Annotated in this window: 25 protein-coding genes and 3 pseudogenes; 17 read left to right on the forward strand and 11 right to left on the reverse strand. The window is 62.6% G+C overall.

Going from position 1 to position 23,881, the window contains the following annotated elements; translation table 11 throughout:
• Nucleotides 1-79 precede the first annotated feature (79 nt).
• Nucleotides 80-2,020 (reverse strand): Hsp70 family protein, encoded by a 1,941-nt coding sequence (locus tag MYXE_RS21795; RefSeq protein WP_085193243.1) that lies wholly within the window; start codon nucleotides 2,018-2,020, stop codon nucleotides 80-82.
• 156 nt (nucleotides 2,021-2,176) lie between these two features.
• On the reverse strand, nucleotides 2,177-3,406 hold the full coding sequence (locus MYXE_RS21800) for a hypothetical protein (RefSeq protein WP_085193245.1): 1,230 nt from the start codon (nucleotides 3,404-3,406) through the stop codon (nucleotides 2,177-2,179).
• 38 nt (nucleotides 3,407-3,444) lie between these two features.
• On the opposite strand from MYXE_RS21800, the gene MYXE_RS21805 reads away from it, so the two are divergent.
• Nucleotides 3,445-4,062, forward strand: a complete 618-nt coding sequence (locus tag MYXE_RS21805; protein ID WP_085193247.1) for a TetR/AcrR family transcriptional regulator — start codon at nucleotides 3,445-3,447, stop codon at nucleotides 4,060-4,062.
• Between the two features lie 86 nt (nucleotides 4,063-4,148).
• On the opposite strand, the gene MYXE_RS21810 is transcribed toward MYXE_RS21805, so the two are convergent.
• The gene (locus tag MYXE_RS21810) at nucleotides 4,149-4,955 is read right to left on the reverse strand and encodes an acyl-CoA dehydrogenase family protein (RefSeq protein WP_232061884.1); all 807 of its coding nucleotides are present in this window, start codon (nucleotides 4,953-4,955) and stop codon (nucleotides 4,149-4,151) included.
• A 36-nt stretch (nucleotides 4,956-4,991) separates the two neighbouring features.
• On the reverse strand, nucleotides 4,992-5,354 hold the full coding sequence (locus tag MYXE_RS24765) for an acyl-CoA dehydrogenase family protein (RefSeq protein ID WP_232061675.1): 363 nt from the start codon (nucleotides 5,352-5,354) through the stop codon (nucleotides 4,992-4,994).
• 157 nt (nucleotides 5,355-5,511) lie between these two features.
• On the opposite strand from MYXE_RS24765, the gene MYXE_RS21815 reads away from it, so the two are divergent.
• Both MYXE_RS21815 and MYXE_RS21820 read left to right on the forward strand, forming a co-directional pair.
• Nucleotides 5,512-6,219 (forward strand): TetR/AcrR family transcriptional regulator, encoded by a 708-nt coding sequence (locus MYXE_RS21815; protein WP_232061676.1) that lies wholly within the window; start codon nucleotides 5,512-5,514, stop codon nucleotides 6,217-6,219.
• A gap of 139 nt (nucleotides 6,220-6,358) precedes the next feature.
• Nucleotides 6,359-6,832, forward strand: a complete 474-nt coding sequence (locus tag MYXE_RS21820) for a nuclear transport factor 2 family protein (protein ID WP_415624443.1) — start codon at nucleotides 6,359-6,361, stop codon at nucleotides 6,830-6,832.
• Between the two features lie 8 nt (nucleotides 6,833-6,840).
• On the opposite strand, the gene MYXE_RS21825 is transcribed toward MYXE_RS21820, so the two are convergent.
• Complete coding sequence (locus MYXE_RS21825) at nucleotides 6,841-7,497, reverse strand: L,D-transpeptidase family protein (RefSeq protein WP_003922901.1); 657 nt, start codon at nucleotides 7,495-7,497, stop codon at nucleotides 6,841-6,843.
• A gap of 245 nt (nucleotides 7,498-7,742) precedes the next feature.
• Between MYXE_RS21825 and MYXE_RS21830 the strand changes: the two genes are divergently transcribed.
• The 8 genes and pseudogenes from MYXE_RS21830 to MYXE_RS21865 all read left to right on the forward strand — a co-directional run bounded on the left by MYXE_RS21830 (nucleotide 7,743) and on the right by MYXE_RS21865 (nucleotide 15,944).
• Nucleotides 7,743-10,259 (forward strand): ATP-binding cassette domain-containing protein, encoded by a 2,517-nt coding sequence (locus MYXE_RS21830; protein ID WP_085193251.1) that lies wholly within the window; start codon nucleotides 7,743-7,745, stop codon nucleotides 10,257-10,259.
• 79 nt (nucleotides 10,260-10,338) lie between these two features.
• Nucleotides 10,339-10,653 (forward strand): DUF2563 family protein, encoded by a 315-nt coding sequence (locus tag MYXE_RS21835; protein WP_039891272.1) that lies wholly within the window; start codon nucleotides 10,339-10,341, stop codon nucleotides 10,651-10,653.
• Nucleotides 10,635-11,077: pseudogene (locus MYXE_RS24770) on the forward strand (putative alpha/beta hydrolase); the annotation flags it as partial. The gene MYXE_RS21835 and the pseudogene MYXE_RS24770, both read left to right, overlap by 19 nt.
• Before the next feature lie 1,004 nt (nucleotides 11,078-12,081).
• On the forward strand, nucleotides 12,082-12,300 hold the full coding sequence (locus tag MYXE_RS21845; protein WP_161552138.1) for a DUF2563 family protein: 219 nt from the start codon (nucleotides 12,082-12,084) through the stop codon (nucleotides 12,298-12,300).
• Nucleotides 12,279-14,159, forward strand: coding sequence for a putative alpha/beta hydrolase (locus MYXE_RS21850; protein ID WP_112650214.1), 1,881 nt, complete (start codon nucleotides 12,279-12,281; stop codon nucleotides 14,157-14,159). Before MYXE_RS21845 ends, MYXE_RS21850 begins: the two co-directional genes overlap by 22 nt.
• Nucleotides 14,156-14,578, forward strand: coding sequence for a hypothetical protein (locus tag MYXE_RS21855; protein ID WP_085193964.1), 423 nt, complete (start codon nucleotides 14,156-14,158; stop codon nucleotides 14,576-14,578). Before MYXE_RS21850 ends, MYXE_RS21855 begins: the two co-directional genes overlap by 4 nt.
• A gap of 425 nt (nucleotides 14,579-15,003) precedes the next feature.
• Nucleotides 15,004-15,360: a hypothetical protein gene (locus tag MYXE_RS21860; RefSeq protein ID WP_142688749.1), complete on the forward strand. Its 357-nt coding sequence runs from the start codon at nucleotides 15,004-15,006 to the stop codon at nucleotides 15,358-15,360.
• An 89-nt stretch (nucleotides 15,361-15,449) separates the two neighbouring features.
• On the forward strand, nucleotides 15,450-15,944 hold the full coding sequence (locus tag MYXE_RS21865) for a hypothetical protein (protein WP_085193962.1): 495 nt from the start codon (nucleotides 15,450-15,452) through the stop codon (nucleotides 15,942-15,944).
• A 197-nt stretch (nucleotides 15,945-16,141) separates the two neighbouring features.
• Here the strand turns inward: MYXE_RS21865 and MYXE_RS21870 are convergent, their stop codons facing one another.
• The 3 genes from MYXE_RS21870 to MYXE_RS21880 form a co-directional block, all read right to left on the reverse strand.
• Complete coding sequence (locus MYXE_RS21870) at nucleotides 16,142-16,474, reverse strand: hypothetical protein (RefSeq protein WP_085193960.1); 333 nt, start codon at nucleotides 16,472-16,474, stop codon at nucleotides 16,142-16,144.
• A gap of 91 nt (nucleotides 16,475-16,565) precedes the next feature.
• Nucleotides 16,566-16,799 carry a hypothetical protein gene (locus tag MYXE_RS21875; protein ID WP_085193958.1) on the reverse strand — a complete coding sequence of 78 codons (234 nt, stop codon included), beginning with the start codon at nucleotides 16,797-16,799 and terminating at the stop codon, nucleotides 16,566-16,568.
• Nucleotides 16,800-17,310: 511 nt separating this feature from the next.
• Nucleotides 17,311-17,451, reverse strand: a complete 141-nt coding sequence (locus MYXE_RS21880) for a hypothetical protein (protein ID WP_161552139.1) — start codon at nucleotides 17,449-17,451, stop codon at nucleotides 17,311-17,313.
• Here MYXE_RS21880 and MYXE_RS21885 point away from each other — a divergent pair.
• The 5 genes from MYXE_RS21885 (at nucleotide 17,450) to MYXE_RS21905 (ending at nucleotide 21,235) form a co-directional block, all read left to right on the forward strand.
• The gene (locus MYXE_RS21885) at nucleotides 17,450-18,190 is read left to right on the forward strand and encodes a DUF5632 domain-containing protein (protein WP_112650207.1); all 741 of its coding nucleotides are present in this window, start codon (nucleotides 17,450-17,452) and stop codon (nucleotides 18,188-18,190) included. The genes MYXE_RS21880 and MYXE_RS21885 overlap by 2 nt on opposite strands.
• 4 nt (nucleotides 18,191-18,194) lie before the next feature.
• A complete protein-coding gene (locus MYXE_RS21890; RefSeq protein WP_232061677.1) occupies nucleotides 18,195-19,106 on the forward strand; it encodes a hypothetical protein in 912 nt (303 codons plus the stop codon).
• An 87-nt stretch (nucleotides 19,107-19,193) separates the two neighbouring features.
• Nucleotides 19,194-19,574, forward strand: a complete 381-nt coding sequence (locus MYXE_RS21895) for a hypothetical protein (RefSeq protein WP_232061678.1) — start codon at nucleotides 19,194-19,196, stop codon at nucleotides 19,572-19,574.
• A 5-nt stretch (nucleotides 19,575-19,579) separates the two neighbouring features.
• Nucleotides 19,580-20,020 (forward strand): hypothetical protein, encoded by a 441-nt coding sequence (locus tag MYXE_RS21900; RefSeq protein ID WP_085193030.1) that lies wholly within the window; start codon nucleotides 19,580-19,582, stop codon nucleotides 20,018-20,020.
• A gap of 717 nt (nucleotides 20,021-20,737) precedes the next feature.
• The gene (locus MYXE_RS21905) at nucleotides 20,738-21,235 is read left to right on the forward strand and encodes a hypothetical protein (protein WP_139821098.1); all 498 of its coding nucleotides are present in this window, start codon (nucleotides 20,738-20,740) and stop codon (nucleotides 21,233-21,235) included.
• A 1,375-nt stretch (nucleotides 21,236-22,610) separates the two neighbouring features.
• Here MYXE_RS21905 and MYXE_RS24775 read toward each other — a convergent pair.
• On the reverse strand, nucleotides 22,611-22,751 hold the full coding sequence (locus tag MYXE_RS24775) for a hypothetical protein (protein ID WP_161552139.1): 141 nt from the start codon (nucleotides 22,749-22,751) through the stop codon (nucleotides 22,611-22,613).
• On the opposite strand from MYXE_RS24775, the gene MYXE_RS24780 reads away from it, so the two are divergent.
• Nucleotides 22,750-23,184, forward strand: coding sequence for a DUF5632 domain-containing protein (locus tag MYXE_RS24780; protein WP_112650212.1), 435 nt, complete (start codon nucleotides 22,750-22,752; stop codon nucleotides 23,182-23,184). The two genes, MYXE_RS24775 and MYXE_RS24780, sit on opposite strands and share 2 nt — an antisense overlap.
• Here MYXE_RS24780 and MYXE_RS21915 read toward each other — a convergent pair.
• Nucleotides 23,181-23,414 (reverse strand): annotated as a pseudogene (locus MYXE_RS21915) (transposase); the annotation flags it as partial. The gene MYXE_RS24780 and the pseudogene MYXE_RS21915 sit on opposite strands and share 4 nt — an antisense overlap.
• Before the next feature lie 44 nt (nucleotides 23,415-23,458).
• Nucleotides 23,459-23,872, reverse strand: a pseudogene (locus MYXE_RS24785) (tyrosine-type recombinase/integrase); the annotation flags it as partial.
• Nucleotides 23,873-23,881: the final 9 nt, after the last annotated feature.

Genomic DNA, 23,881 nt, shown 5'->3' on the forward strand with positions numbered 1-23,881 from the left:
TGCGAACGCCTCGGGCGACATAGCTGTGCCGCCGCGGCAGCATTCCGGCGAGGGCGGTTCGGGTTAGCCAGGTTTGCGGTCAGTAGCCGCCGGGATTCACAAACTGGTTCTGAGGCGGGTTCGGCGCCTGCGACTGCGGAACCTGAATCGGTATCGGGACGGGCACCAACGGGACCGTCAACCACTCGGTGGTCATCGGCACCGTCGTTGTGGTGGTCGTCGTCGTAGTCGGCGACGGGGTGGTCGTCGTAGTGGTCGTTGTCGTCGTGGTTGTGGTGGTCGTGGTCGGCTGGGTCGTGGTTGTCGGCGCCGCGCGGTATGTCGTCGTCACCGGCGGCGGTGGTGGCGGCGCTTCGGACGACGGCGGGGGCGGCGGTGGCGCTTCGACGCTGGTCGGTGGCGGCGCGGCGCTCGGAGACGGCGGCGGGGCGAGACTCGGTGACGGCGGCGGGGAGCTGAGTGCTGGCGGCGGCGCCACGGTCGTCGTGCTCGTTGGCGCGGGAGGCACGTGTCGTTCGGTCGTGCTTGTCAACGACAACGCCACCCCACCGATGGCGGTCATCGAGACCAGACCCGCGAGCCCGACAAGCAACTGCGGCAGGCGATATCGCCGCGGTCGCTCGACCGGCGGCTTTATGGTCGGCAGCAGCTGCGACGGCGTGGCGCGGGCATCGTCGTCGTAGAAGCGGTAGAACGAACCAGTAAACGGCACCGGCTCGTTGCCGGTGTCATCGGCCTCCGACCAGGCCAGCTGTCGCGGCGTCGCGTCATCACCGGCAAGCACGTCGCCGTTGATCGCGCCGAAGCCACCGGTAGACAAGCCGAAGGTGTCGTCTAGCGTGCTGACCCCGCACTCCACAGTGTTTGAATCGTCGGCAGGCGGGATGAACCCGCCGGTCATCGAACGCATGCTGCCGGTGGTCGCACCGGCCATTGCCGCGATCGCCGTCGGCGCTTCGAGCCTCTCATCGACCCCCTCGGCTCGAGGTTGTGCCGCGAGCATCATGGCGCCCACCGCAGGGGCGAGTTCGGGTTGCAAAGCGGTCACCACGGGCTGCTTGACGTGGGACGAAAGGCGTTCTGCGACAGCCGGTATCCGAGCTACACCACCGGCCATCGCCACCGCAGCGAGGCCCGTGCGGCCGATGTTGTTGCGCGCCAACATGTCGTCGAATGCGCAGAACACACTGTCGAGTCGATCCTGTATCAAGCTCTCCAGATCGGATCGTGTGACGCGGAGTCGAGCGCTTTTGCTGGGGACTTCGACCGCTAGTTCGGTCGCCGCCTCGGTAGACAACCGCTCCTTGGCGCAGCGGCATTCCTCGAGGAGCTGAGTCAGCTCTCCGACTGCAGCGGTGCTCGCGATGTCGGCCTGAGTGCTATGACCGATGCCGTCCAACACATGCATCAGCAGCGCCTGGTCGATAGCGTCGCCGGAAAATTCGGTATAGCGCAGCGTTTTGGCGATCGGCGTAAACCCGGACGCGGCGTTGGCCAAGGTGATGCTCGTGCCGCCACCACCGAAATCGAACAAGGCGACCACACCGTCAGCCGGCAACCGCGCCTGCGAGTTCAACGCCGTCAACGCCGTCATCGCATCGGAGACAAGGCGTGGGGCGACCCCAATCCGGACGAAACCCGCATGCGTACATAGTGCTTCCTGCAGGGCCCGCAGCGCATCGATCTCCCAGTGTGCGGGCGCCGCTATCGAGATATCTGCGGTCGAGGGGTCAGCGCCCAACGCGGCAATCAGCGCGTCGAGCGCTTCGACCAACAGCAGGGCCGGGTCGTGGGTCGAGCCGTTGCCTGATACCAGTGCCTTGGACTCACCCACCCTTTCGACAAAGCCGGTCATCACGATCCCGGCTGCGGGTGAGTCCGAATCCTCCACGGGAACACCGAGTTCGGGTGCACGGTGCGGGTAGAGGGTCAACATGGCGCGCCGCATGACGGGTGGAGTGCCGTTACGCGCCGCGACTAGGTTGGTGGTCCCGATCGACAACCCCAGCGGGTCGTACATAAAGCGAATACTTTCGTCGATAGCGGTCGGTGGCCAGCGTCAACCATAGCCATGGTCCACGCCGATGCGAATCCGTCACAACATCATTGGTATGCGCTCGATGCTGTTGTGTCACCGAAGTGAGACCGTCAGCATCTTGACAGCACCGCCGCGGGCTCACACCACGGTGAGCGGCAACGACCGTCTCGGCCGGAACTGAAATGTCGATCCGCGACTGAGCTTGGCCACCGAAACCTCGGGCAATTCGGCGGCAGCGGTATCGGTTTCGATGAACTCGGCCGCCCAGTCGCTGGCGGTTCCAGCAAGGTGAACCTGGACATGCGGGTCCACCGCGGTGGCGATCGCCTGCAACGGCTGCACGGAATCTGGTGCACACAACGAAATCCACGCGCCGTCGTCGTGCGCCGGTGAGCGATGCACGATGAGTCGCTTGCCTATGATCTCGGCCGCGACGTAACCGACAGGGTTGAGCAGCGGATGCAATTCCAGAACCCTCAAGACGCCCTCGACACCACCCGGCAGCGACAGCGCCCGATGAATCCGCTCAGCCCCAAGCCCCGCCACGCCGGTCAGCTGCCGGGTGCACACCGAGGCGACCAGGTCACAATCGGCCCCGGCCCGTGCCCGTACCGCGATCGCGAACGACAGATACAACAGATGCATCTGCAAACACACCTCGTCGGCGATGCGCACCAGCGCCGAATGCGAGAACGCGCCGAAGTCGAGGTCGGAAACCAGCGGACCCGAGTAGTCGGCGAGGCCCTCCTCGGATCGATCGATCGCGCCGAGTTCCCAAGTAGCAGCCTGAGTTTGACGGACGACATCGAGCGCCGGGATGCCCTCGGCCGGCGGGTGCGAGTCGTCGATGATCACCGTCCAGGCGCAGTGGGGATGCCGATCGGACGGTACCCGCGGCGGCCGGTGAATGGGACGCATCTGCGCTCGCGGGTTGGTTGCCACGGCGGTGGCGTCGAACGTGGGGTCCTCGATGGTGTGGCACATGCCGAAGACGTACTCGTCGCCCATCGGCTCCACGTCGAGCAGCGCGCCGCAATGGTCGAGGTGAAACTCGCCATGCCAGCGGTCGTGCACCGTGAAGCGGAAATCCATGAACTGCGGCGGTGCGCCGATATCGAGTTGAAGCCCTTTGAAGATGGTGGGCACGTCGTCGCCCCCGTAATTGAGCGCACGCTGCATGCGTTTGGTGTAGATCGGGCTCGCGCCCGCCCACTCCTCGATGGCGATCTGCAGCATTTCTTCGCGTCCGAATGCCTCGATACACCAAGCCATCCCGGAGCGATCCATCATGTGCCCGATCAGCAGCAGCTCCGGGACCAAAACAGCCAACTGCTCACGGGACAGCCGCGCGTACCGGGATTGGCTCACCCCCCAAAAATAGAGCTGTCTATGTTATAAAGTCAATAATGTCCGTAGCTTCAGGTCGCCCGGTGGTTCCCACCCGCCGTACCAGCGCGCCCCGCAAGCGCGGGGACGACACCCGCGCGAAGATCATCGACGAGACGGTCCGCTGCATCATCGAGGAAGGCTTCGAAGCGGCGACCGCCAAGCACGTCGCCGAACGGGCCGGTGTGACGTGGGGGGTCATCCAATACCACTTCGGCGATCGCAATGGTCTGCTGATCGCCGTCGTCGACGACGGTGTGGCCAAGCTGCTCGACAGTCTGTCGTCGGCCGACGGGACCGAGTTGCCGCTGCGCCGACGTATCGAGGTCGTCGTCGACACGGCCTGGGCATGCTATAGCAGTCCCACCTCGATGGCGGCCTTCGAAATTCTGCGGGCCACCCGCGGCGGCCTGGGCGAGTCCGCGCGGCGGCATTTGCTTGAGATGAACTCCGCAATCAACCGACTGGGCGCGTTGATCACCGATGATCCTGCCAATGATGGTGTGGCCGAGGTGATTTGGGCGACGCTTCGCGGGGTGGTGCTCGCACATATGCTCACCGGGATGCCGGTGGACTGGCAGCGCGAGCGACGAGCCTTGATCGACATGGTCACCCATTATCTGCGGCGGCGCAGCTAGTCGTTTCCGCTGCCGCCACGAGTTTCACGAAGGGCGCCAAACGATTTGAGCGACGCCGTCTGGTGAAGAAGCGTCGATGCGCCACGTTAGGACGTGTGTGTTGGCAGGCCAAGGAGGTGCTCAGTGATGTAGTTGAGGGCGAACTCGTTGCTAACCGGCCCGGAGCGAGACAATCGGGCATCGAGATAGCTGTCGAGCCAGCCTTGGCGTTCGTCCCACGCGTCGGCGCCCATGACCTGCATGGCGTGATCGGTCGCGTCGAATGCGAGGTCGGCCGTGAGCAGTTTGGCCATGTTTGCGTGGCCGGCAATGTCGAATCCATCGACTCCAGCGTCAAAACGCGCGGCAGTACGGTAAACAAAGAGCCGGGTCGCCTCCAGGCGAGAGTGCAATGCCGCAAGCGGATGGGCGATGGCCTGGTTGGCGCCGATGGGCAGCGTGCCGGATACAACGCGTTCTTTGGCGCGTCGCACCGATTGGGTGATGGCGTAGCCAGCGACTCCCAGGCATAGCGCCGCGGTCAACACTCGCTCGACGTGAGTGAATGGCCACATGACCATTAGACCCTGCCCCTCAACGCCGATGAGATCCTCTTGCGGCACGCAGACGTCGTTGAGCTCGAGCTGGTACTGCTTGACGCCTTCGCGGTGACGCATCGATAGCTCCGTCATCGTGGCCCCGGGTGCGCGCGGATCCACCAGGATCGTGGTATAGCCCGTTGGCTTGCCGTCGGCGGTCTTCGGTGGGCGCCCGAAGACGAGCACACGGTCAGCGACATCAAGCCCAGAGGTAATGCTTTTAAGACCGCGAACAACGAAATGGTCGCCGTCGCGCCGGATTTCGGTTGTGGTGCGAAAGAGATTGTGGCCTGTCTTAGCCTCCGTGGTCGCCATCGCCAAAAAGACCTCGCCGCAAGCCACACGGCGCACCTACACGTCACGCGCGATGTCGGGGCCGGCCTGACTAATCGCGTGAGCGATTGCTGCTGACAGCACCGGCATCCAAAGCACGATGTTATGTTCGGCGAAAGCCTCCAGGACCACCGTCATTGCCAGCAAGCCGCCACCCGTGCCGCCATAGTCGCCGGGCAGTGCAGCTCCCGGCCAGCCACGGTCACAGAACAGTGCCCACAACTCCGGATGCATCTCGCTGTGATCAAGCAAGTGCTGTCGAATCTCTCTGGCGCGCGGCGCGAATTCGGCAGCGATCCTGCGGGCTTCCGTTTGGATTCGCAGGTGTGCCGATGAAAGCGCGAACAATTCGCTCTGGGTTGGGACCGCCGCAATGGTCATCGCCGTGCTCCTACCGGTCGGATCCAGACTTTGGTGGCAGAGTATCACTCCAGAGTAACACTCCACAAGTGGCAGGATCGATACTCTGGAGTGATACTCTGGGTGGGTGGAGATCCGGGAGCGCATCCTGCAGGCAGCCTTGGACTGCTTCACCGAATTGGGCTATGACCGCACCACCGTGACCATGATTCGTGAACGCAGCGGTGTCTCGAACGGTGCGCTGTTCCATCACTTTCCTAATAAGGAAGCGATTGCAGCCGGGCTGTATCTCGATGCGATGCGATGCGTGCAGGAGGGGTACTGGGCGACACTGAAAGACCAGCCCGCCACCCTGCGCGATGCGGTGGCCGGAATTGTTGCCAAGTTATTGGGCTGGGTCGAGTCCAACCAGCAGTGGGCGAGGTTTCTTTACGCGCAAGGCCACCTCGACTGGTCCAGTGACGCCGCGGGCGAACTACGAACCATCAACCGCGATCTTGTGCTCGCATACCGGGAGTGGCTCGGCCCATTCATTGCGACCGGTCAAGTCCGCGATCTGCCGATGGTAGTGATTGTGGCGGTGGTCACCGGTCCGGCGCACGCCATCGCACAACGGTGGCTCGCCGGGCAGATCGGCGGATCGCTGCTGAGCTACGCCGACGACTTGATCGACGCGGCAGTCGCCAGCCTCAGCGGAAACCCAACATCACGACGCCAACGAAAACGCAAGCTACCCACCACGGGACATGTTCGCCTGCAGCTAGTCGCAGACGATGGCACGGTCGTTGCGGAAGGCGAAGCCGTCACCGCACTCACTTCTATGGGTGCTTCTATCAGTGCTGCCGCCCACCACAGCGCGGTGCGCGAAACACCAGATCGACCGTAACCCCTACCACACGCAAAGCGTGCTGCGGTGATCAAGAATTTTGCGCCGCAGCGCGGCGCGAATGCTGACCCGCCCTGCGGACCGATTCAGCGCGCCGACGGGTTGCGGCGGCGTCTTGGCGGTGTGCTCCAATGATCTGATGAGCGCTGACGACGTCGCCGCTGACATAGCGGCAATTAAGCAGGTCAAGTATCGCTACCTGCGGGCACTGGACACCAAGCACTGGGACGAGTTCGCCGAGACCCTAACCGAGGACGTCAAGGGCGACTACGGGCCGTCGGTGGGTGAAGAACTGCACTTCGCCAACCGCAAAGACCTGGTCGACTACATGCGTTCGGCGCTGGGTCCCGGCATCATCACCGAACACCGGGTGACCCATCCCGAGATCACGGTGACCGGTGACGAAGCCACGGGTGCCTGGTACCTACAAGACCGCGTCATCGTTCCCGAGTTCAACTTCATGCTGATCGGCGCGGCCTTTTACCACGACAGTTACCGGCGCACCAGCAAGGGCTGGAAGATCAGCTCCACCGGCTACGACCGGACCTACGATGCGACAATGTCGCTGGCGGGCTTGGATTTTAAAGTCAAACCTGGGCGCGCGCTAGCCTGACGACACAGCTATTGCCCGATTGCCATCAGCGCGCCGGGCTGCAGCCAGCGGATGATCTGCACCAGCGTGTCGTCGTCGATTGCCACGCATCCTTCGGTGGGCCCGCCGTCGGTGGTGTGGAAGAAAAATGCCGCACCGTTGCCAGGGATGCGAGCGGTGTTGACGCCCATCACCACCGCGTGTTTGTACTGTGGGATGTCGAGATTCTCGCTTGCGGCGGTATCGAACGGGCACTGGTCTTTTCGGCAGAGCTGCATGGTGTTGAAAGTCGGGCTGCGCTCGTCGCCGCTCCACCAGTGGTCGGGACCGACCTGGACATACTTCAGTCCCCCACCGGGATTGGGCGCGGTGCCAAACGCATACGGCAGCGTGAATACGCCCATCGGGGTGGCCGGGTAGCCGCTTTTGGCCTGTGGCGTCAGACCCGCCGATCCGACGTGGGCGGGTATGCCCGCCGCGATCGGCTGCCATCCCGTGGCGCTGCGCTGATAGACATCCATCTTGGCGTTCGAACCGCCCACTCCGACAACGGAAATCACTTGGGTGGCATTGCCGACAGAGTGCGCGAACCACGGGTTTACCACCGCTGCGGTCAGCGGTGCGACCGCCATCGTGAAGCCGACCGCGCACAGCGCAGCAGACAGCACAGCCACCAGTCGGCGCACCGTTTCATGATCAGCGGGTCAAGACCTGAGGTCAAGTAAAGGTTAAGACTCGATTCGGTCACCGAGCCGTCTACAGCCCGGGGCGCATCGACGGGTTCGCCTATATGATCGGCAGCGATGTCTCTTTCGAAGCGACGAAAACACCTGACATCGTTGATTTCTGCGATGTTGTGGTCCATTCGCCGCCCGGCCAATTGACTGTTGCATAGATTGCCCAACGTATCTGGGGGTACTAGAGGGCGACGATGACACCGACCAACCGCGGCATCACGCCGTCCCATCCAAATCGAAGCAGCCAGCTCGCCGCGATGAGCGCGGAAAGCTCACCGCCGCTGACAGTCTGGCTCGGGTCGGCGATGTACACCTTTCCCACCGACCGGGATGTCACCGTGGGGCGCGACCGTGACTGTGACATCTGCCTGCACGAGGGTGACCGCGCTTCCCTCGGGTTGATATCACGCACGCACGCGATATTGCGGTTCGACGGCGCGCAGTGGGTTGCCGTGGACAAAAGCCAGAACGGTGTTTTCGTCGACGGCGTGCGCGCCCCGATGGTGATGATCGGCGACCGCCAGAACATCGCGCTGGGCAGCCCGCACGGACCGCAGCTAACGTTTCGTGTCGCGACCTCTGCAGCGCCGGCCGAGCCGCGCAATCCGCCGACGCTGGACCGCATGTCGGCCGCGCAGGCCAACACCGGCAACGCCAGGACGAACCGGTTCCCCCGCGCTGTGCTGGCGCCGCCGATGCCGCGAACCCCGCCCGCACCACCGCAGCCGCGGCGTTCCGGACGCTTTGGCGACACGATGCGTTTCTTACTGCCGCCGCGGCCTGGCGTCGCGCCGCCTGGGACGACGACGGTCGGCCGCACCCAGACCAACGACGTCGTCATCGAAGATGCGCTGGCATCCCGCATGCACGCGATGCTGGTGCCGACCCCGGCTGGTATCGAAATCCGCGACAACAACAGCAGCAACGGCACGTTCGTGAACGGCACCCGCATCAGCCGCGCAGTGCTGCGCGACGGCGACATCGTCACCATCGGCAACACCGACCTGCTGGCGGCGGGCAACACCTTGTTGCCGCGCCCCGCGCCTGCGCACACCAGCGGACTCACCGCCGACGGGCTGGGGCTGAACATCGACGGACACACTCTGTTGACCAACGTGTCGTTCACCGCGCGGCCCGGAACACTGACCGCGGTGATCGGGCCATCCGGTGCCGGTAAATCCACGCTCGTCAAGCTGATTGGCGGCACCACGGCGCCGAGCGCGGGAGTGGTCAGCTTCGAGGGGCACAACGTGCACGCCGAATACGCTTCGATGCGCTCCCGCATCGGGATCGTGCCCCAAGACGACGTCGTCCACCGCCAGCTGACCGTCGAACAAGCGCTGAGCTACGCCGCAGAACTGCGCCTGCCGCCGGACACCTCAGCCGCTGATCGTGGCCAGGTGGTCACCCGAGTGCTCGACGAGCTGGATCTCACCCCACACCGAAAAACCCGGGTGGACAAGCTTTCTGGAGGGCAACGCAAACGTGCATCGGTGGCGATGGAACTGTTGACTGGTCCGTCGCTGCTGATCCTCGACGAACCGACCTCAGGGCTCGACCCGGCGTTGGACCGGCAGGTGATGACGATGTTGCGCCGGCTCGCCGACGCCGGCCGGGTGGTGATCGTGGTCACCCATTCGCTGAACTACGTCAACATGTGCGACCAGATTCTGCTGCTGGCACCCGGCGGGAAGACCGCATTCGCAGACTCGCCCAGGCGGATCGGGCCGGTGATGGGAACCACCGACTGGGCCGACATCTTCGCGCGGGTCAGCACCGATCCCGACGGTGTGCACCGGGCATTCCTGGCGCGGCATCCTGCCCCTCCGCGACCATCGTCGTCCGCTACCGGCGCGGTGCCGCTTGGTGTTCCGCCGCATACCAGCATGTGGCGCCAGATTTCGACGATCGCGCGCCGCCAGACCCGGCTGATCGCCGCCGATCGCGGCTATTTTGCGTTCCTGGCTGTACTGCCGTTCGTTCTCGGCTCGCTGCTGCTGGCAGTTCCCGGTAATACCGGCCTAGGTTTCGCTGATCCGCGGGCATCACAGGCCGACGAACCCAGTGAAATCCTGATTCTGCTCAATATTGCCGCGGTGTTCATGGGCACCGCGTTGACCATCCGTGATCTGGTCGGTGAACGCACGATCTTCAAACGTGAGCAGGCTGTAGGCCTTTCGGCGTCGGCGTATCTGCTGGCCAAGGTGCTGGTCTACAGCGTTGCCGCGTTAATCCAAACCGCCGTCTTGACAGCGATTTTGGTGGCCGGGAAGAGTGCACCCACCCGCGGTGCGGTGTTGTTGGGCAATGGTGTTGCCGAGCTCTACGTAACGCTGGCGGCCACGGCCATCGCCTCAGCGATGGTTGGGCTGGCGTTGTCGTCGCTGGCCCGCTCCGGGGAACAGATTTTGCCGATGCTGGTGGTGGCGATCATGGTGTCGATGGTGTTGGCCGGCGGGCTGATCCCGGTGACTGGTCGCATGGGGCTGTCGCAGGTGTCGTGGCTGGTGCCGGCGCGGTGGGGCTTCGCGGCCTCGGCTTCGACGGTGGACCTGCGCCATATCGAAGTCGACGTGCCCGCCGACCGGCTGTGGCTGCATTCGCCGCGTTATTGGCTGCTCGATATGGGGATGCTGGTAACGCTGGGCCTGGCAGCCACAGTGTTGGTCCGGTTTCGGCTGCGGCTGCCTGCGCGCGGCCACGCTCGGTAGGCTGCTGGCGCCGGTCCAAGGTGAATTGACCGCGTGGCAACCGGGAGTAGCGTTACCCGCAGCTTCGGAAGGGGTGACGATGTTCGTTGACACGGGGTCGCTGCACTCGGGTGCCGATGATTCTCACCGGGCCGGCGGGCATGCTGGCGACAGCGCCAATCATTTGGCGGGCACGTCCCCGGTGGCCGGGATGTTCGGCGACTTCGCAGCAGCGCACGAGTTTCACCAGGCAGTCAGCCAAGCCCATACTCACCACACCAACGAACTGCGGGGCCACCAACAGACCCTCAGTGACGTCGGCGACAAGGCCCGCACCGCTGCGACAGCGTTCACCGATATGGAGGAACGCAACACGGTGAAGTTGGATGCGGTGCGTTGCAACTCCGATACATAAGCATCCCTCTGCTCGTCGCGGAGGCCGGTGGTGACCCGTGGGAAGTCAATGCCAGCCTCCAAAGTGGTCGTCCGGCAGCGCGATTTCGGATTTGGCTCAGGCGTTTCACAATGCGGGTCAATGCACGGCCGAGTCCAGCAACGCTTTTCTGGAGGCGCGCCGGCGCTTCGAGGTGTCCTGGAACCGCGAGAACGGCGAGCATCCGATCAACGACTCGGCTGAAGTGCAGCGCGCCACCACCGCGCTGCAGGTACAGGCCGCCCAACTACCCAAGATCGCGGTCGACTTGGAGAACGTCGCTGCCACCCTTGCCGAGGCACAGCGCACGTCGGCGGTGTCGATTTTGACGCTGGAGAGCCAGCTGCGGCAGCTCGACAACGAGGTCGGCCAGGCGCTTGACCTAGAGAAGAACCCCAGGTTGTCTGCCGCCGCAGCGGCCACCCCGAGCGCCTGGCAACCGATGGGATGCTGGCCGAAGGAAGGCACCAGCCGCACATCGGTCCCGTCCGAATACCCGGTCTACCGGCGTTTGTCGACCCTGAAGGCGATCGCTCACCGGATAGCATCAAAGACGATCACGCATATCCGGCATATGAATGATCACGAATCTCCGCGCATGAGCCTCCCAGACAACCGTCGAAGCCGATCATGGTCCCTAGTAGTCGTTCTGGCGACGCTGAGCCTGCCGCTCTTGATAGGAGGATGCTCGGCAATGTCTCGAAACCGACATGACATTGACCATCCAGCCAACCCCTTGCCGGATCAACAAGCCATGGCACAGGTTATCGATCCTGCAAGGCAGATCGCCAAAGTCGCTGGGCTGCAGGATTTCACAGGAGGCTTCCACTGGGAGTCATGCAACGACCAAGGAGACCCACCTTATCGAGGACTTGTAGAGATGAGTTTTCAGTGGCCTATGGACGAGTCCAAGGGCTACCCCACCGAGGTCGATCCCAACACCTACTTTGACAAGCTGGCCGCGACCATGGCCGCCCACGGTTGGAACAATGGGCCGCCACCCGGCTGGCACTCGTACGGACGAGTCATCAACAAAGATGGCGTGGTGGCCGTCATGACTCAGGACCCGGCCAGCGGCAGGGGGGCCATCGACGTCTCTGGTGAATGCCGCAACATGACCAACCATCGTCACAACGGCACAGTGATGGGCTTCGAAATCACCGACCAACTTCGTCAAGGCTGAACTGCTGGTCGGGACAGCTATCTGTCAAGCAGCCTCGGCTAGGCGAAGCGGCCCCGGGAGCACCGACATCCAGCGGCGAATCGGTCCGAGAACAGCTGAATTGACGAGCAAGCCACCGGCGGTACGCTTACCGACGCTCGGGAAGGGTTCGCGATGTTGGTCAACACGGAATGCTGCACTTAGAGGCCGTTGAGTCGCAAGCCGGCACGACTCGCCCGTCGCCGGCAATGCGCGTCACGGGCATCTTCGGCGACTTCGCCGTCGCGGAAGCGGCACATCAGGCGATCAGCGCCGGGCCCAGCTATCACGTGCGCACGTTGTGGGGTTATCAGGAGATCTCGGTGGAGTTGGTACCACGGCGAATTATGCGACATCGCTTTTTACTGAGCCGCAAAGGCTATAGCGCGAAGGCGTTGCGGGGCCTGTGGTACAGCTACAAAACATAGACCTCGGCAAGCTGATTGCGGCCGCTGGCGGGGACCCGTGGCAGATCAATGCCAGCCTACAAAGTGGTCGCCCGGCCCAGATCGCCGAGCTTGGGCAGGCGTTTCATAACGCGGGTCAATGCACCGCCGAGGCCGACAACGCCTTTGTGGAGGCGTATCGCCGGTTTGAGTCGTCGTGGAACCGAGACAACGGCGACCATCCGATCAACGACTCCGCTGAAGTGCAGCGGACCATCCGATCGCTCCGTGGGCAGGCGGCCCAATTGCCCAAGATCGCCGTCGACCTGGAGAACATCGCGGCCAGTCTCGCTGAGGCGCAACGAACCTGCGGTGTGTTGATCTCGACTTTGGAGGCGCAATTAACAGACATCGACAGGCGGATCGGCGCGGCCGAAGAACTCGACAGGACCGGCAACCTCTCCGCTGCGGATCAGGAGGCAGTTGACCAACTTATAAACAGCCTCGAACTCCAAGCTATTGACGACACCAAATCGACGCTGGCCCAGCTACAGTCCATTCGAGCCGGCTACTCGGACTATTTGCAGAAGTCGCTGACCAACCTGCGCACCGACGGATACGACCCGACGGCGATCCAGGGGCTAGACGCCGACAAGACCAAAGACCAAGTGCCTGATGGCATTCCACCGTCCGGGCTCGAGGCCGGCGAGCTGGCCGACATTAAACGGGTCACTAATCAGGCTGTGGTGGACCAGATGGCCAAGGTGCGCGCGGCACAAAAAGCCATCGACCACGCCCTGGCCACCGCGTATACCAAAGGCCAAGGCTCCCCGGAAGGCCAGGCGGCGCTTGCGCGCCTGCCTGAGCTGAAGAAGAACCTCGCCGACGCGCTCAATGACTTAGGCAAGCTGCCCGACTACAACAACGTCGACCCGACCACGGTCCACACCAGCCCGGATGGCCATTTTGTGTTCGGCTATACCGCCGATGGCCAGCCCATGCAGGTCACCGGTCAGCTCAAGAATGGCACGGGCGAAATCTTCGACCAGGGCACGGGCACCTACTACACCTTCCAAGGCGGCAAGCTCGTCGGAACCCGCACGCTCGACCCGGGCCGCGCCGAAGCCACCGATGAGCCGCTTTTGACCGCCGTCACCCTGGCCGTCGGCGCACCGGAATTAAAGGCAGGCGGCGAGGCGGCCTGGCAGGGGCTCAAAACTCTGTTTACTGGCGAAGGCCTCTCCTCTGGCGTCGGCATCACCTCCGACAACGTCCTGCCTCGCGCCTTCGCAGCGGCCGAGACCCGCGCCGCGGCCGCCGCGCAAAGCCTCGCAACCGACCACCCGCTGCCGCTTTCGCCCACCGCCGCCGTTGACCATCCCGTTCCGTTAGTCACGGGCGAGCATTCAATACCACCAGGAACAAATGACCACATACCCGCTGAACACCTCGCACCGGCGGTAGTAGACAGCCCACCTCCGGTCCCGATCGAATCTGGTCGGCCTGAGTTCAACTTGGACAACCCGCTGGACCTTATGACTCCAGAGCTCCGCGCGCTGTCCGAACAGCACCTGACCGGAAGCGGCGAAACGGTGATCGGGCCATTTACACCGGAGGGTGGCGGGCTTTCCTACATCCAGGTCGCAGACCAACGCGGCGCCAGCTACTTCGACATCGGGGATGCGTGGAATGCGGCCACACCGACCGAACGACTCGCCGCCAACCAACATGTGCTCGACGTCGCCATAGCGAACCGCGACACCATCACCTTGTCGGTACCATTCGGGAAGATTGACCCAAATAGTTTCACGGCTGCAGAAATTCGATACTTTGAAGCCCACGGTTACCAACGTGTAGGTAATAATATCCTTACCCCATCAACCGGAGGAACCACGCGGTGAAGACATTACTAAGCTTTTTCCTGGCATACTGTGATTTTCTGTACTTGGACCCGCGTTATCGCATTACAGACTCGAGGACGTCCGGTGCCGCGACAGTCGACGCGGGCTTGACACTTACTGGCCCCGTCATCAGCTGGTCCCTGCAGAATAACCGTGGACAAATAGGCTTCGGCGTCGCGCCAACTAAGTTCGCCGCTTCGGCTGAAAACTGGTTTCGAGTATCGATCATCCGGCAGTACCTCGACGACTACGACGAGACCAACGCTGTGACGCCAGTAGAGGCTGTCGCGTGGATCCGGGAAAATACCGGCCGCATCGAAGAGCTTTTTTCAGGCGATTCAGCCGCTCGGTCCTGTGAAGCGCTTATCGCGCTGGAGGATGTACTAGCAACCAAGTATTACGGCCCCCCGAAAGCATAGACAGCCGAGAAGTAATGCGCCGCTGAAGCGATATGGAGGCTTGCGGATGGCGTACTCGGCCCGTTATCCCCGCGAGCATGCGCTCAAAATACGTACTCCGAACGTGATGCGGCGGCTTCGACGTGGCCGCACTCAGGGGGGCAACACAGCTGAATTCCCGAATCGGTGATCAGCGATACCATAGCCCCATGCCGGATACGCCTTCCCCCGGGTTTCCGCCAGTACCGGGCCAGCCAGGGCTTCCCATCCCGCCGACCGCACCCGTGTCATGGCATCCGACGAGAGCGTTGCGCCGGCCCTCACGCTGGCCGATGCTGATCGCAATAGCCTCGCTATGTGGAACAGTCGTCGCCGTAGGTATAGCCCTCGCGGCATGGCTGCGACCCGGCCCGGAAAACAGGCCCCCACCAGCGCCGCATGCGCCGGTGTTTACCGACGAGCAAATCGCGGGCGCGAAAAGCACAATGTGCGCTGCTTACGCCACAGTACATCGCGCTGTAGGGGTGAACACAAGCCGCAACGAAGGCAACGATCCAACCTCAACTCTCGCAGTACTAGCGAATGCACGCCTGGCAATTTACGGCGGCGGTGGTTATCTGTTTACTAAGTTGGCTGAAGAGCCAGCTACGCCCCCTAGCCTCGCCAGCGCAATACGGACGCTCGCCAATGCGTACCAGGATGTAGCAATTGGTTATATGGCTGACTTGCAGAAGACTGATCTCGATGCATCGCTCCGCGCAGCAGACAACGCGACAATCTCCATCGAACAGCAGTGCAAATGAGCTATCCCTCCGGACCTCCGCCAGCACGGGGCCAACCTGGGTTCCCGCATCAGCCGACTGCCTCCGATGCACGGATTCCGCCGCCACCCATGAAATTGCGCCAGCCTTCACGCTGGCCTAGCTTCACTGCCCTGTTGCTCGCAGTCATCGGCATAGCCGTTGGTCTCGTGGGTTGGTTCCGTCCGGTACAGCGCTACGACCGGCCGGGGCCGACTGCACCCAGGCATACAGATCAACAAATCGCTGACGCCAAGACAAACATATGTGGTGCCTACCGCACCTCGAAAAATGAGGTGTTCGTTAACACCCATCGGCCCAACCCAGTAGAAGGTGATGAGATCGGCTTGCTTGCCGTTGCCGCCAACGGTCGACTCGCACCTTATGCCGGAGGTGACCATCTTTTGAAGCGTTTGGCGGCAGAGCCGGCAACGCCTTCGGACTTGGCCGACGCAGTCCGATCACTTGCCAACTCGTATGAGGAAGCCGGAATACGCACCCTCAACTACGAGCCAAATTCAGCGCTCGACGCGCTCCGCCACGACATAGACACCGACATAGGCAAGATAGACGGGTTTTGCAAATGAGCGACTCAGCCTCTAAAGATTGGTCGGAAGTCCTCGTTGGTCACCAGCGGCCAAAGGGTCTCGGGATTATTAGCAATGTATCAGCAAGTCGAGGAAGCAATGCTGTCGCGCATAATGATTTTGCTAATACGCTAGCGCAGCAGCAATTCACATCGCTGCTCAACCAAGACGGTGTTACTGCAGACGACATTCGAGAATCACACTATAGTGGCGAGCAGCATCATCGCCGCGTTGGGGAAACCAATGAGGTGATAAAGTCCTCGTACCAGTCCGCCCATGACTCGGGCGCTGAGTTGTTGCGCCAGCTCGATACAATAGCGGAGGATGGGAATTCGAGGATTAAGCAGATTCAAAGCTCCAAAGACCCACTTCCTGTCAAAGTCGGCAAAATCACCGACGTCGTATTGGACTGCCAAACCCAGGCCAATATCAAGGCAGCGACTCATTGCGACAACGTGTTCACTGAAATTCAGAAGGTCCTCGACCAACGCGGTATACCATCGTCCGCCCGCCAGTTCGCCAAAGACCATGGGATCGACCTATCCAGCAGCTTTGGATCCCCCAGCAAAGAGGCGGTGCGCCAGCAAGTAGAGACAGTGCTGAACCGATCCGGTGCCCCCTTCAGCACTCAACCATTAGACAACCCGATCCCACCAGCAGACCAACTGCCCAATTCGCCCGGCACAACAGCCAACATTGCCCAAAGCGGCCCGACGACACCAGCAATACCGTCTCCATCACCAGCCGCCAATCAGCCAGTTTCATCGCCCGGCACAACAGCCAACATTGCCCAAAGCGGCCCGACGACACCAGCAATACCATCTCCATCACCAGCCGCCAATCAGCCAGTCTCATCGCCCGGCACAACAGCCAACATTGCCCAAAGCGGCCCGACAACGCCTGGGGCAATGCCTATGCCAATGGCCCGACCTCCTACGCCGCTACCGGCTGCGAGCGCCTTTCCGCCCGTCTCGGCACCCAACATGCCGAGCGTGCCGTCGGCGCCAGCGATGCCATCGACCGCCGCCAGGCCTCCTGTGACGCCAGCGAGCCTGTTACACAGTTTCGATCAGGGAATGCAGATGGGCGGCCCCGATGTCAGCAGCGGCCAACGCGGTGCCACCGATGGGTCCGGTGGAACCGCAAATGCCGGAGCCGCCGCGCCGACACCGAATGTTGCTGCGACTTCGCCGGCGAGTGCTCATGTGCCGATAATCGACACTCCGCACGCCCCAGCCGCCGACGTTGCGCCTCTGCCGCCCCCGACGCACGCCCCGACCAGCGATGCTGGCACGTCCTACGTCGCCCGGCCAGCGCCGACGGCAACGCCGTCCGCTGCGGCCGCACCCGCTGGGCCATTGCCTGCCTATGGCGCCGACATCCGACCGCCGGCCTCGGCAGCTGCCGCACCGCCCACCGCGCCAGCGGGTCCAGCGCCGGCAACTGCGGCGTCGGCGCCGGTCAGCTCATCAAGCAGTGCCGGCGGGATCAGCCAGCCCGCGGTCATGCGTCGACCCGACACAGTGCCCACGCCCTCGCCAACGCCGGCCGGAGTCGGCGAGCAGGCAGCCCTCGCCGCGGCGGGCGGTACCACTGCCGGGGCCGCCTCCGCGGCAACAACTGCGAAGGCACGGCTGCAGCGGCTTGTCGACTTCGTCGCCCGCCAGGAGCCGAGGCTCAACTGGGCCGCCGGCGACCGGCCCGATGGTACTACGGTCCTGGTGACCGACCTTGCCAGCGGCTGGATTCCACCGGAAATCGACATCCCGGTCGGTATGCAACTTCGCGATCCGGCCAAGCGTCGCGGTGACCTAGAAAGCCTTCTTGGCGAGGTGACCGTCACTGCCAGCTACACACGCCTACACCAGGTGCCCCCCGCAGATGATGACGAGCCGGTCCCGACTTCCCCACGAGCCCGGCAGGGACCTGTTGTAGAGGAACTCGGCTGGGAGCTCGGGCAAGCTACCAACTGGCGCGACGGGTTACCCCGACTGGCACACACCTTGGCCAAGGCCGCTTCGCGAGGAACTGGGGTACTGGATAAGGAAATCGAGGTACTTCAGGAGCTGCTCGCGGAATTCCGCGATCGTGTACTCGACTCGTATCCAGACAACGTCGACGCCGCTGCGGTGGGAAACTGGCAGTTACTTGCGGCGATTGATGCACTCGTCGAGGGCGACAAGACCGGGGCGAATTACCACTTCGCCTGGTTCCAAGCATTGAGCCACGTGGCTACGGGAGGGTGAGGTAATGCCACCAGACCTCCGGATAATCATTGAGGAATTGGCAGGCGCGTTAGGTCTTCCCCCGCCGCCGATGAGCACGTCGGATCCGGTAGTTCCGCCCGGTGTTCCCTTTGACCAAGCGCTTGCAGCACTAGGCCTGGCTGCCAACAGCGGTGATCCCGCCGATAATGCGCAGAGCCAAAAGAATCAGGCCGAACGCGAAGCGAAAGTCAACGACGCGCTGACAAAATTCCCTGCCAATGAGGACCAATCGGCCCAGATGCTCCAACAGCTGCCACAGATGGCCACCGGCGTTGCCCAGTCAGCGGCGGGTGCCATGGGCGGATTGATGAACCCGATGATGCAGGTACCCCAGCAAGTCGCCCAGGTGGGCCAGCAGGCGATGCAGGCAGCTATGGGTGCATTTCAGCATGGTGCGGGCAGCGGCGCTGCGGCGGCTGAAGCCCTGCCGGGTGAGCTGCTCGGCACAGGCGGTGGGCTCGACGGCGGAGCAGCCGAATTGGCAGGCGCCGCGGGCGGTGCGGGGGGCTTGGGTGGCACCACGCCCGCCGCGATGCTCGGTCCTCCACCGGCCCCTTCGGCCGGTACTGTCCCAATGTCGTCGCCCACTACACCACCGACGTCACCGGCCGCACCCGAGCCGACAGCGGCGCCGAGGGGCGGGATGGCCGGCATGCCGATGGTGCCGCCAGGCGCCATGCATGGCGCGGGGGACAAGGGCAGCGACGCCAAGGCCGACACCAAGCGCGTGGTCCCACCCACGGTGAAAAACGGCGCCCCGGTACAGGGACGTATCACCACACCACCAACCGCGCCAGAAGTGGTCAGGCGCTTGGAAGGAAAGCTGGTGACCACTCGGCGCATCCTTGCGCCTGACGAGAAGCCCGACGACAACAGCCCAAATCAAGATCGCTAACACCCTCGACTTTTCATCTAACTAACTCCAAGCGAGCATGCCGCGCCACCCGGCCACGTTGCCGGGGCGGCGCCTCCTGAGTTCAACTTGGACAACCCGCTGGACATAATGAGTCCAGAGCTCCGCGCACTCTCCGAACAGCACCTGACTGGGAGCGGTGAAACGGTAATCGGACCATTCAGACCAGACGGTGGCGGACTCTCTTATATCCAGGTCGCAGACGAACGGGGCGCCAGCTACTTCGACATCGGAGACGCATGGAATGCCGCCACCCCGACCGAACGACTCGCCGCCAACCAACATGTGCTGGATGTCGCCATAGCGAACCGCGACACCGTCACCCTGTCGGTTCCATTCAATATGATAAAACCTGATACTTTTACGGCAGCTGAAATCAGGTACCTTGAATTGCATGGCTATCGTCAAATAAGCGACACCACATGGGTTCCGGCCGGTGAAGGCGGTTGAAGAAAATGAAGGCGCTTTTGGAATACTTTTTGGCATATTTTGAATTTCTTTATCTAGATCCCCGATATCGTATAACGGATTCGAGCACTCGCGGCCTCGCCGCGATCGATGCATCCCTGCGACTTACAGGTCCGACCCTTAGTTGGAACTTAACCAACGACCGAGGGCAGATGCAGTTAACCGTCGCACCCACCGAGCTGGCGACGCCAGAAAACTGGTTCTGGGTGTCGCTCATTAGGCAACACTTAAATGGCGACGACGAGATCGAGTATCTTTCTACTGCGGAAGAGATTGAATGGGCGCGAGAAAACAGCGGTCGCATTGAGCAACTCTTTTCCGATAGTTCTGCGATCGCCAAGAATTGCGAGGCGCTGAGGACACTGCGGCAATTCAATGCAGAGACATACTGGACTAGATGGAGAAAGCAGCAGGGCTTGGCTCCTTAACCAAAGCTCTAGTTAGCTCTTCGGCTGAGAAAGTTCGCTTTTCTTGCCGATCCCAATTACCTGCTAGGGACCACTATCGACGAGCACAGTAGGAACGTTCCCCAAATCACAGAGGCTTCCACGCGACAGTCACACCCGTCTCTGCGCCCCAGTCAATTTCCTTTCGCGACACGGGAATGTTGCCTCCAAGTGGGCATCATTGCGGCGAGCTGGGACGAGCATTCACACCACGCACCGTTTACCGCCGCGCGGTGCGCGCCAATGTGGAACGTCGAGCTTACAAGTCACCGATACCATCGCGACATTTCAAACACGCCTCCCCGCTGCCTTCCACCAGCTGGAAGCCAGCCCGGGCGCGCGTTGCGGACTGCGCAACTGACGAGTTTTAGGCGCATGCTCGGTTAGCGGTTCGTTGTCGTATATGCGACGGCGGCAGGCTTAAAGTTGAATCGACAATATCAGCCTCTTTTGGGGGAATACGTCGGCTACATACGATCGTCGGGATAACATCTGAAACCTTTTGCAGTAACAGGGATACATCGACTTCGAGTGACAAATGATACCGCGGGACGGAACGAGGTGAATACCAGAAGCGGTGACCAGCGCTAACATAATCCCATGCCAGATACGCCGCCTCCCGCCGGAGTTCCCGCAGGACCGGGCTACCCTGGACTGCCGCCTCAGACGACGTCCGCGCCGTGGGGTCCGCCCCCAGCGATGGCGCTACGCAAGCCGTCACGTTGGCTCAGCGTCGCCGCGCTGGTGATCGCGCTCATCGGCCTCGGCGTAGGTATTGTCGGATGGTTTCGTCCGGTGTCGCCCGACGTTCATCCAGCCGCCCCGACTACACCCGGCTTCACGGGTCAGCAGATCACTGAAGCTAAGTCGAACATCTGCACCGCGTACAAGCTCGCGAAAAATGAGGTTGCTGACAACACCCATCGATCCAACCCGGCAGAAGGTGGGGAGGTTAGCCAACTGGCGGTTGCTGCAAACGCTCGGCTAGCAATTTATGCGGCGGGAGATTATCTTCTGACGCGTCTGGCCGCCGAGCCGGCAACGCCCTCAGACTTGGCAGATTTAGTCCGCTCTCTCGGTAACTCATATCAAGAGGCAGGGATGCGTGCCCTCAATAACGCAAGCGATTCTGAGTTAGACCCGTTCCGCCGCGATATAGACGCCAACATAAGCAAGATAGACGGTCTATGCAAATGAGCGATTTAACCTCTAAAGACTGGTCAGAAGTCCTCGTAGGTCATCAGCGGCCCAGAGGTCTGTCGATCATTAGTACCGTGCCAGCCAGTCGGGGAAGCAATGCTGCTGCACACAATTACTTTGCGGACACGCTAGCGCAGCAGCAATTCACCTCATTGCTTAATCAACAAGGTTTTACTGCGGACGATATTCGAGGTGCCCATAACGAGGGCGAGCAGCATCATCGCCGCGTTGGAGCAACCAATGAGGTGATAAAGTCATCGTATCAGTCCGCTCATGACTCAGGCGCTGAATTAATGCGGCAGCTCGATACCATAGCCGAGGATGGGAATTCAAGGATTAAGCAGATTCAAAGCTCCAAGGATCCCCTCCCAATCAAAATCAGCAAAATCACCGATGTCGTATTGGACTGCCAAACGCAGGCTAATATAAAAGCAGCGACTCATTGTGACAATGTGTTCAGTGAAATTCAGAAGGTTCTCGACCAGCGAGGTATACCATCATCGGCCCGCCAGTTCGCCAAAGAGCACGGTATCGACCTTGCTGGCAAATTCGGGTCGCCGAATAAGGAGGCCGTGCGGCAACAAGTAGAGCAAGTGCTCAATGCGTCTGGTGCACCTGCGAGCACTCAACCATTGGATAACCGAATTTCGCCAGCTGACATGCCCACCTCACCGCCGAGCGAGTCGACATCAAACCTGGGCTTGACACCACCAGCATCACCCCCGCCCAACACTCCCTCAGCGACGTCCCCACTTAACCCCAACGCGGCTCCACCCGAAACCTCGCCTACAAATTTTGGAGCAGCACCACCGCCTACATCGCCAATCCGTACATCCACCGCGCCCACGACGCCAGCTACAAACTTTGGGACAGCGCCGCCGCCAACACCAGCAGCCGCTGGGACCGCCGTTCCGGCTCCCACTTCAGGCGGCCCCATAAGGACCCCGCTTCCCGGCACCAGCGCCATTCCGCCCGTCTCGGCACCCAACATGCCGAGCGTGCCGTCGGCGCCAGCGATGCCATCGACCGCCGCCAGGCCTCCTGTGACGCCAGCGAGCCTGTTACACAGTTTCGATCAGGGAATGCAGATGGGCGCCCCGATGTCAGCAGCGGCCAACGCGGTGCCACCGATGGGTCCGGTGGAACCGCAAATGCCGGAGCCGGCCGCGCCGACACCGAATGTTGCTGCGACTTCGCCGGCGAGTGCTCATGTGCCGATAATCGACACTCCGCACGCCCCAGCCGCCGACGTTGCGCCTCTGCCGCCCCCGACGCACGCCCCGACCAGCGATGCTGGCACGTCCTACGTCGCCCGGCCAGCGCCGACGGCAACGCCGTCCGCTGCGGCCGCACCCGCTGGGCCATTGCCTGCCTATGGCGCCGACATCCGACCGCCGGCCTCGGCAGCTGCCGCACCGCCCACCGCGCCAGCGGGTCCAGCGCCGGCAACTGCGGCGTCGGCGCCGGTCAGCTCATCAAGCAGTGCCGGCGGGATCAGCCAGCCCGCGGTCATGCGTCGACCCGACACAGTGCCCACGCCCTCGCCAACGCCGGCCGGAGTCGGCGAGCAGGCAGCCCTCGCCGCGGCGGGCGGTACCACTGCCGGGGCCGCCTCCGCGGCAACAACTGCGAAGGCACGGCTGCAGCGGCTTGTCGACTTCGTCGCCCGCCAGGAGCCGAGGCTCAACTGGGCCGCCGGCGACCGGCCCGATGGTACTACGGTCCTGGTGACCGACCTTGCCAGCGGCTGGATTCCACCGGAAATCGACATCCCGGTCGGTATGCAACTTCGCGATCCGGCCAAGCGTCGCGGTGACCTAGAAAGCCTTCTTGGCGAGGTGACCGTCACTGCCAGCTACACACGCCTACACCAGGTGCCCCGGCCAAGCCCAGTGACGTGGTGTAAGAGTTCGCTCGATCGCGTGACCCTTCGGGTGGCAGTCTAGGCGGTCAGGGCTGGGGTGGTGTTGGTTTGCTGTCCGGCGGGCTCGTCGGTGCTGGTCAGTGCTGTGCGGGCGCGGGTGAGCACGTCAAGGCCCAGGTAGCGTCGTCCTTCGATCCATTCGTCGTGTTGTTCGGCCAGCACGGCACCGACGAGGCGGATGATCGAGGCCCGGTCGGGGAAGATGCCCACGACGTCGGTCCTGCGCCTGATTTCTTTGTTGAGCCGTTCCTTTATCCGGCCCTCGGGGGGCAGGTCAACTCGTAGCGAATCGGGATTCAGCGTTCAAGGCGTTGGAGGTGGTCGGTGACGGCGTGGGCAACGCGGTCGTGGCGGGCGACTTCATCGGTCCAGCCGCGGGTTGCGGCATCGGCTTTGAGGGCTTGGATGTCGGCGAGTTGGCTGGTGAGGGCGTCACGAAATTCGGGTGCGGTGACGTAGTTGTCGCAGGTTTCGCAGATGTTGGCATACGGGCAGGTGCCGGCGGCTGGATGGCGAGCGCAGTAACCGTGGGCGACACGGGTTTTCAGCATCTCGCTGTGCAGCCACCCGACTTTGTCGGGCAGGATTGGTTTGCCGACTGGTGTGAGGGTGAACTGGCGGCGCATTTTGCCCATCGCTTCGTCGTAGGCGGCGCGTAGGGTCGGCGAGGCCAAGGTGGCGTAGCGCAGCGTCATCTGCGGTGTGACGTGTTTGATATA

Origin of the sequence: Mycobacterium xenopi, assembly GCF_009936235.1 — a bacterium.
In the GTDB taxonomy this organism is placed as follows: domain Bacteria; phylum Actinomycetota; class Actinomycetes; order Mycobacteriales; family Mycobacteriaceae; genus Mycobacterium; species Mycobacterium xenopi.

Excerpts from the sequence above, each read along its gene's own strand:
- MYXE_RS21900 (WP_085193030.1), top strand. The coding sequence starts at position 19,580 with ATGAAGGCGCTTTTGGAATACTTTTTGGCATATTTTGAATTTCTTTAT.
- MYXE_RS21835 (WP_039891272.1), top strand. The coding sequence starts at position 10,339 with ATGTTCGTTGACACGGGGTCGCTGCACTCGGGTGCCGATGATTCTCAC.
- MYXE_RS21795 (WP_085193243.1), bottom strand. The coding sequence starts at position 2,020 with ATGTACGACCCGCTGGGGTTGTCGATCGGGACCACCAACCTAGTCGCG.
- MYXE_RS21865 (WP_085193962.1), top strand. The coding sequence starts at position 15,450 with ATGAAATTGCGCCAGCCTTCACGCTGGCCTAGCTTCACTGCCCTGTTG.
- MYXE_RS24780 (WP_112650212.1), top strand. The coding sequence starts at position 22,750 with ATGCGTCGACCCGACACAGTGCCCACGCCCTCGCCAACGCCGGCCGGA.
- MYXE_RS21810 (WP_232061884.1), bottom strand. The coding sequence starts at position 4,955 with ATGGCGACCACGGAGGCTAAGACAGGCCACAATCTCTTTCGCACCACA.
- MYXE_RS21880 (WP_161552139.1), bottom strand. The coding sequence starts at position 17,451 with ATGACCGCGGGCTGGCTGATCCCGCCGGCACTGCTTGATGAGCTGACC.
- MYXE_RS21890 (WP_232061677.1), top strand. The coding sequence starts at position 18,195 with ATGCCACCAGACCTCCGGATAATCATTGAGGAATTGGCAGGCGCGTTA.
- MYXE_RS21870 (WP_085193960.1), bottom strand. The coding sequence starts at position 16,474 with ATGGTCTTTGGCGAACTGGCGGGCGGACGATGGTATACCGCGTTGGTC.
- MYXE_RS21820 (WP_415624443.1), top strand. The coding sequence starts at position 6,359 with ATGAGCGCTGACGACGTCGCCGCTGACATAGCGGCAATTAAGCAGGTC.
- MYXE_RS21845 (WP_161552138.1), top strand. The coding sequence starts at position 12,082 with ATGCGCGTCACGGGCATCTTCGGCGACTTCGCCGTCGCGGAAGCGGCA.
- MYXE_RS24775 (WP_161552139.1), bottom strand. The coding sequence starts at position 22,751 with ATGACCGCGGGCTGGCTGATCCCGCCGGCACTGCTTGATGAGCTGACC.
- MYXE_RS21805 (WP_085193247.1), top strand. The coding sequence starts at position 3,445 with ATGTCCGTAGCTTCAGGTCGCCCGGTGGTTCCCACCCGCCGTACCAGC.
- MYXE_RS21905 (WP_139821098.1), top strand. The coding sequence starts at position 20,738 with ATGGCGCTACGCAAGCCGTCACGTTGGCTCAGCGTCGCCGCGCTGGTG.
- MYXE_RS21830 (WP_085193251.1), top strand. The coding sequence starts at position 7,743 with ATGACACCGACCAACCGCGGCATCACGCCGTCCCATCCAAATCGAAGC.
- MYXE_RS21885 (WP_112650207.1), top strand. The coding sequence starts at position 17,450 with ATGCGTCGACCCGACACAGTGCCCACGCCCTCGCCAACGCCGGCCGGA.
- MYXE_RS24765 (WP_232061675.1), bottom strand. The coding sequence starts at position 5,354 with ATGACCATTGCGGCGGTCCCAACCCAGAGCGAATTGTTCGCGCTTTCA.
- MYXE_RS21875 (WP_085193958.1), bottom strand. The coding sequence starts at position 16,799 with ATGAGACTGGCTGATTGGCGGCTGGTGATGGAGATGGTATTGCTGGTG.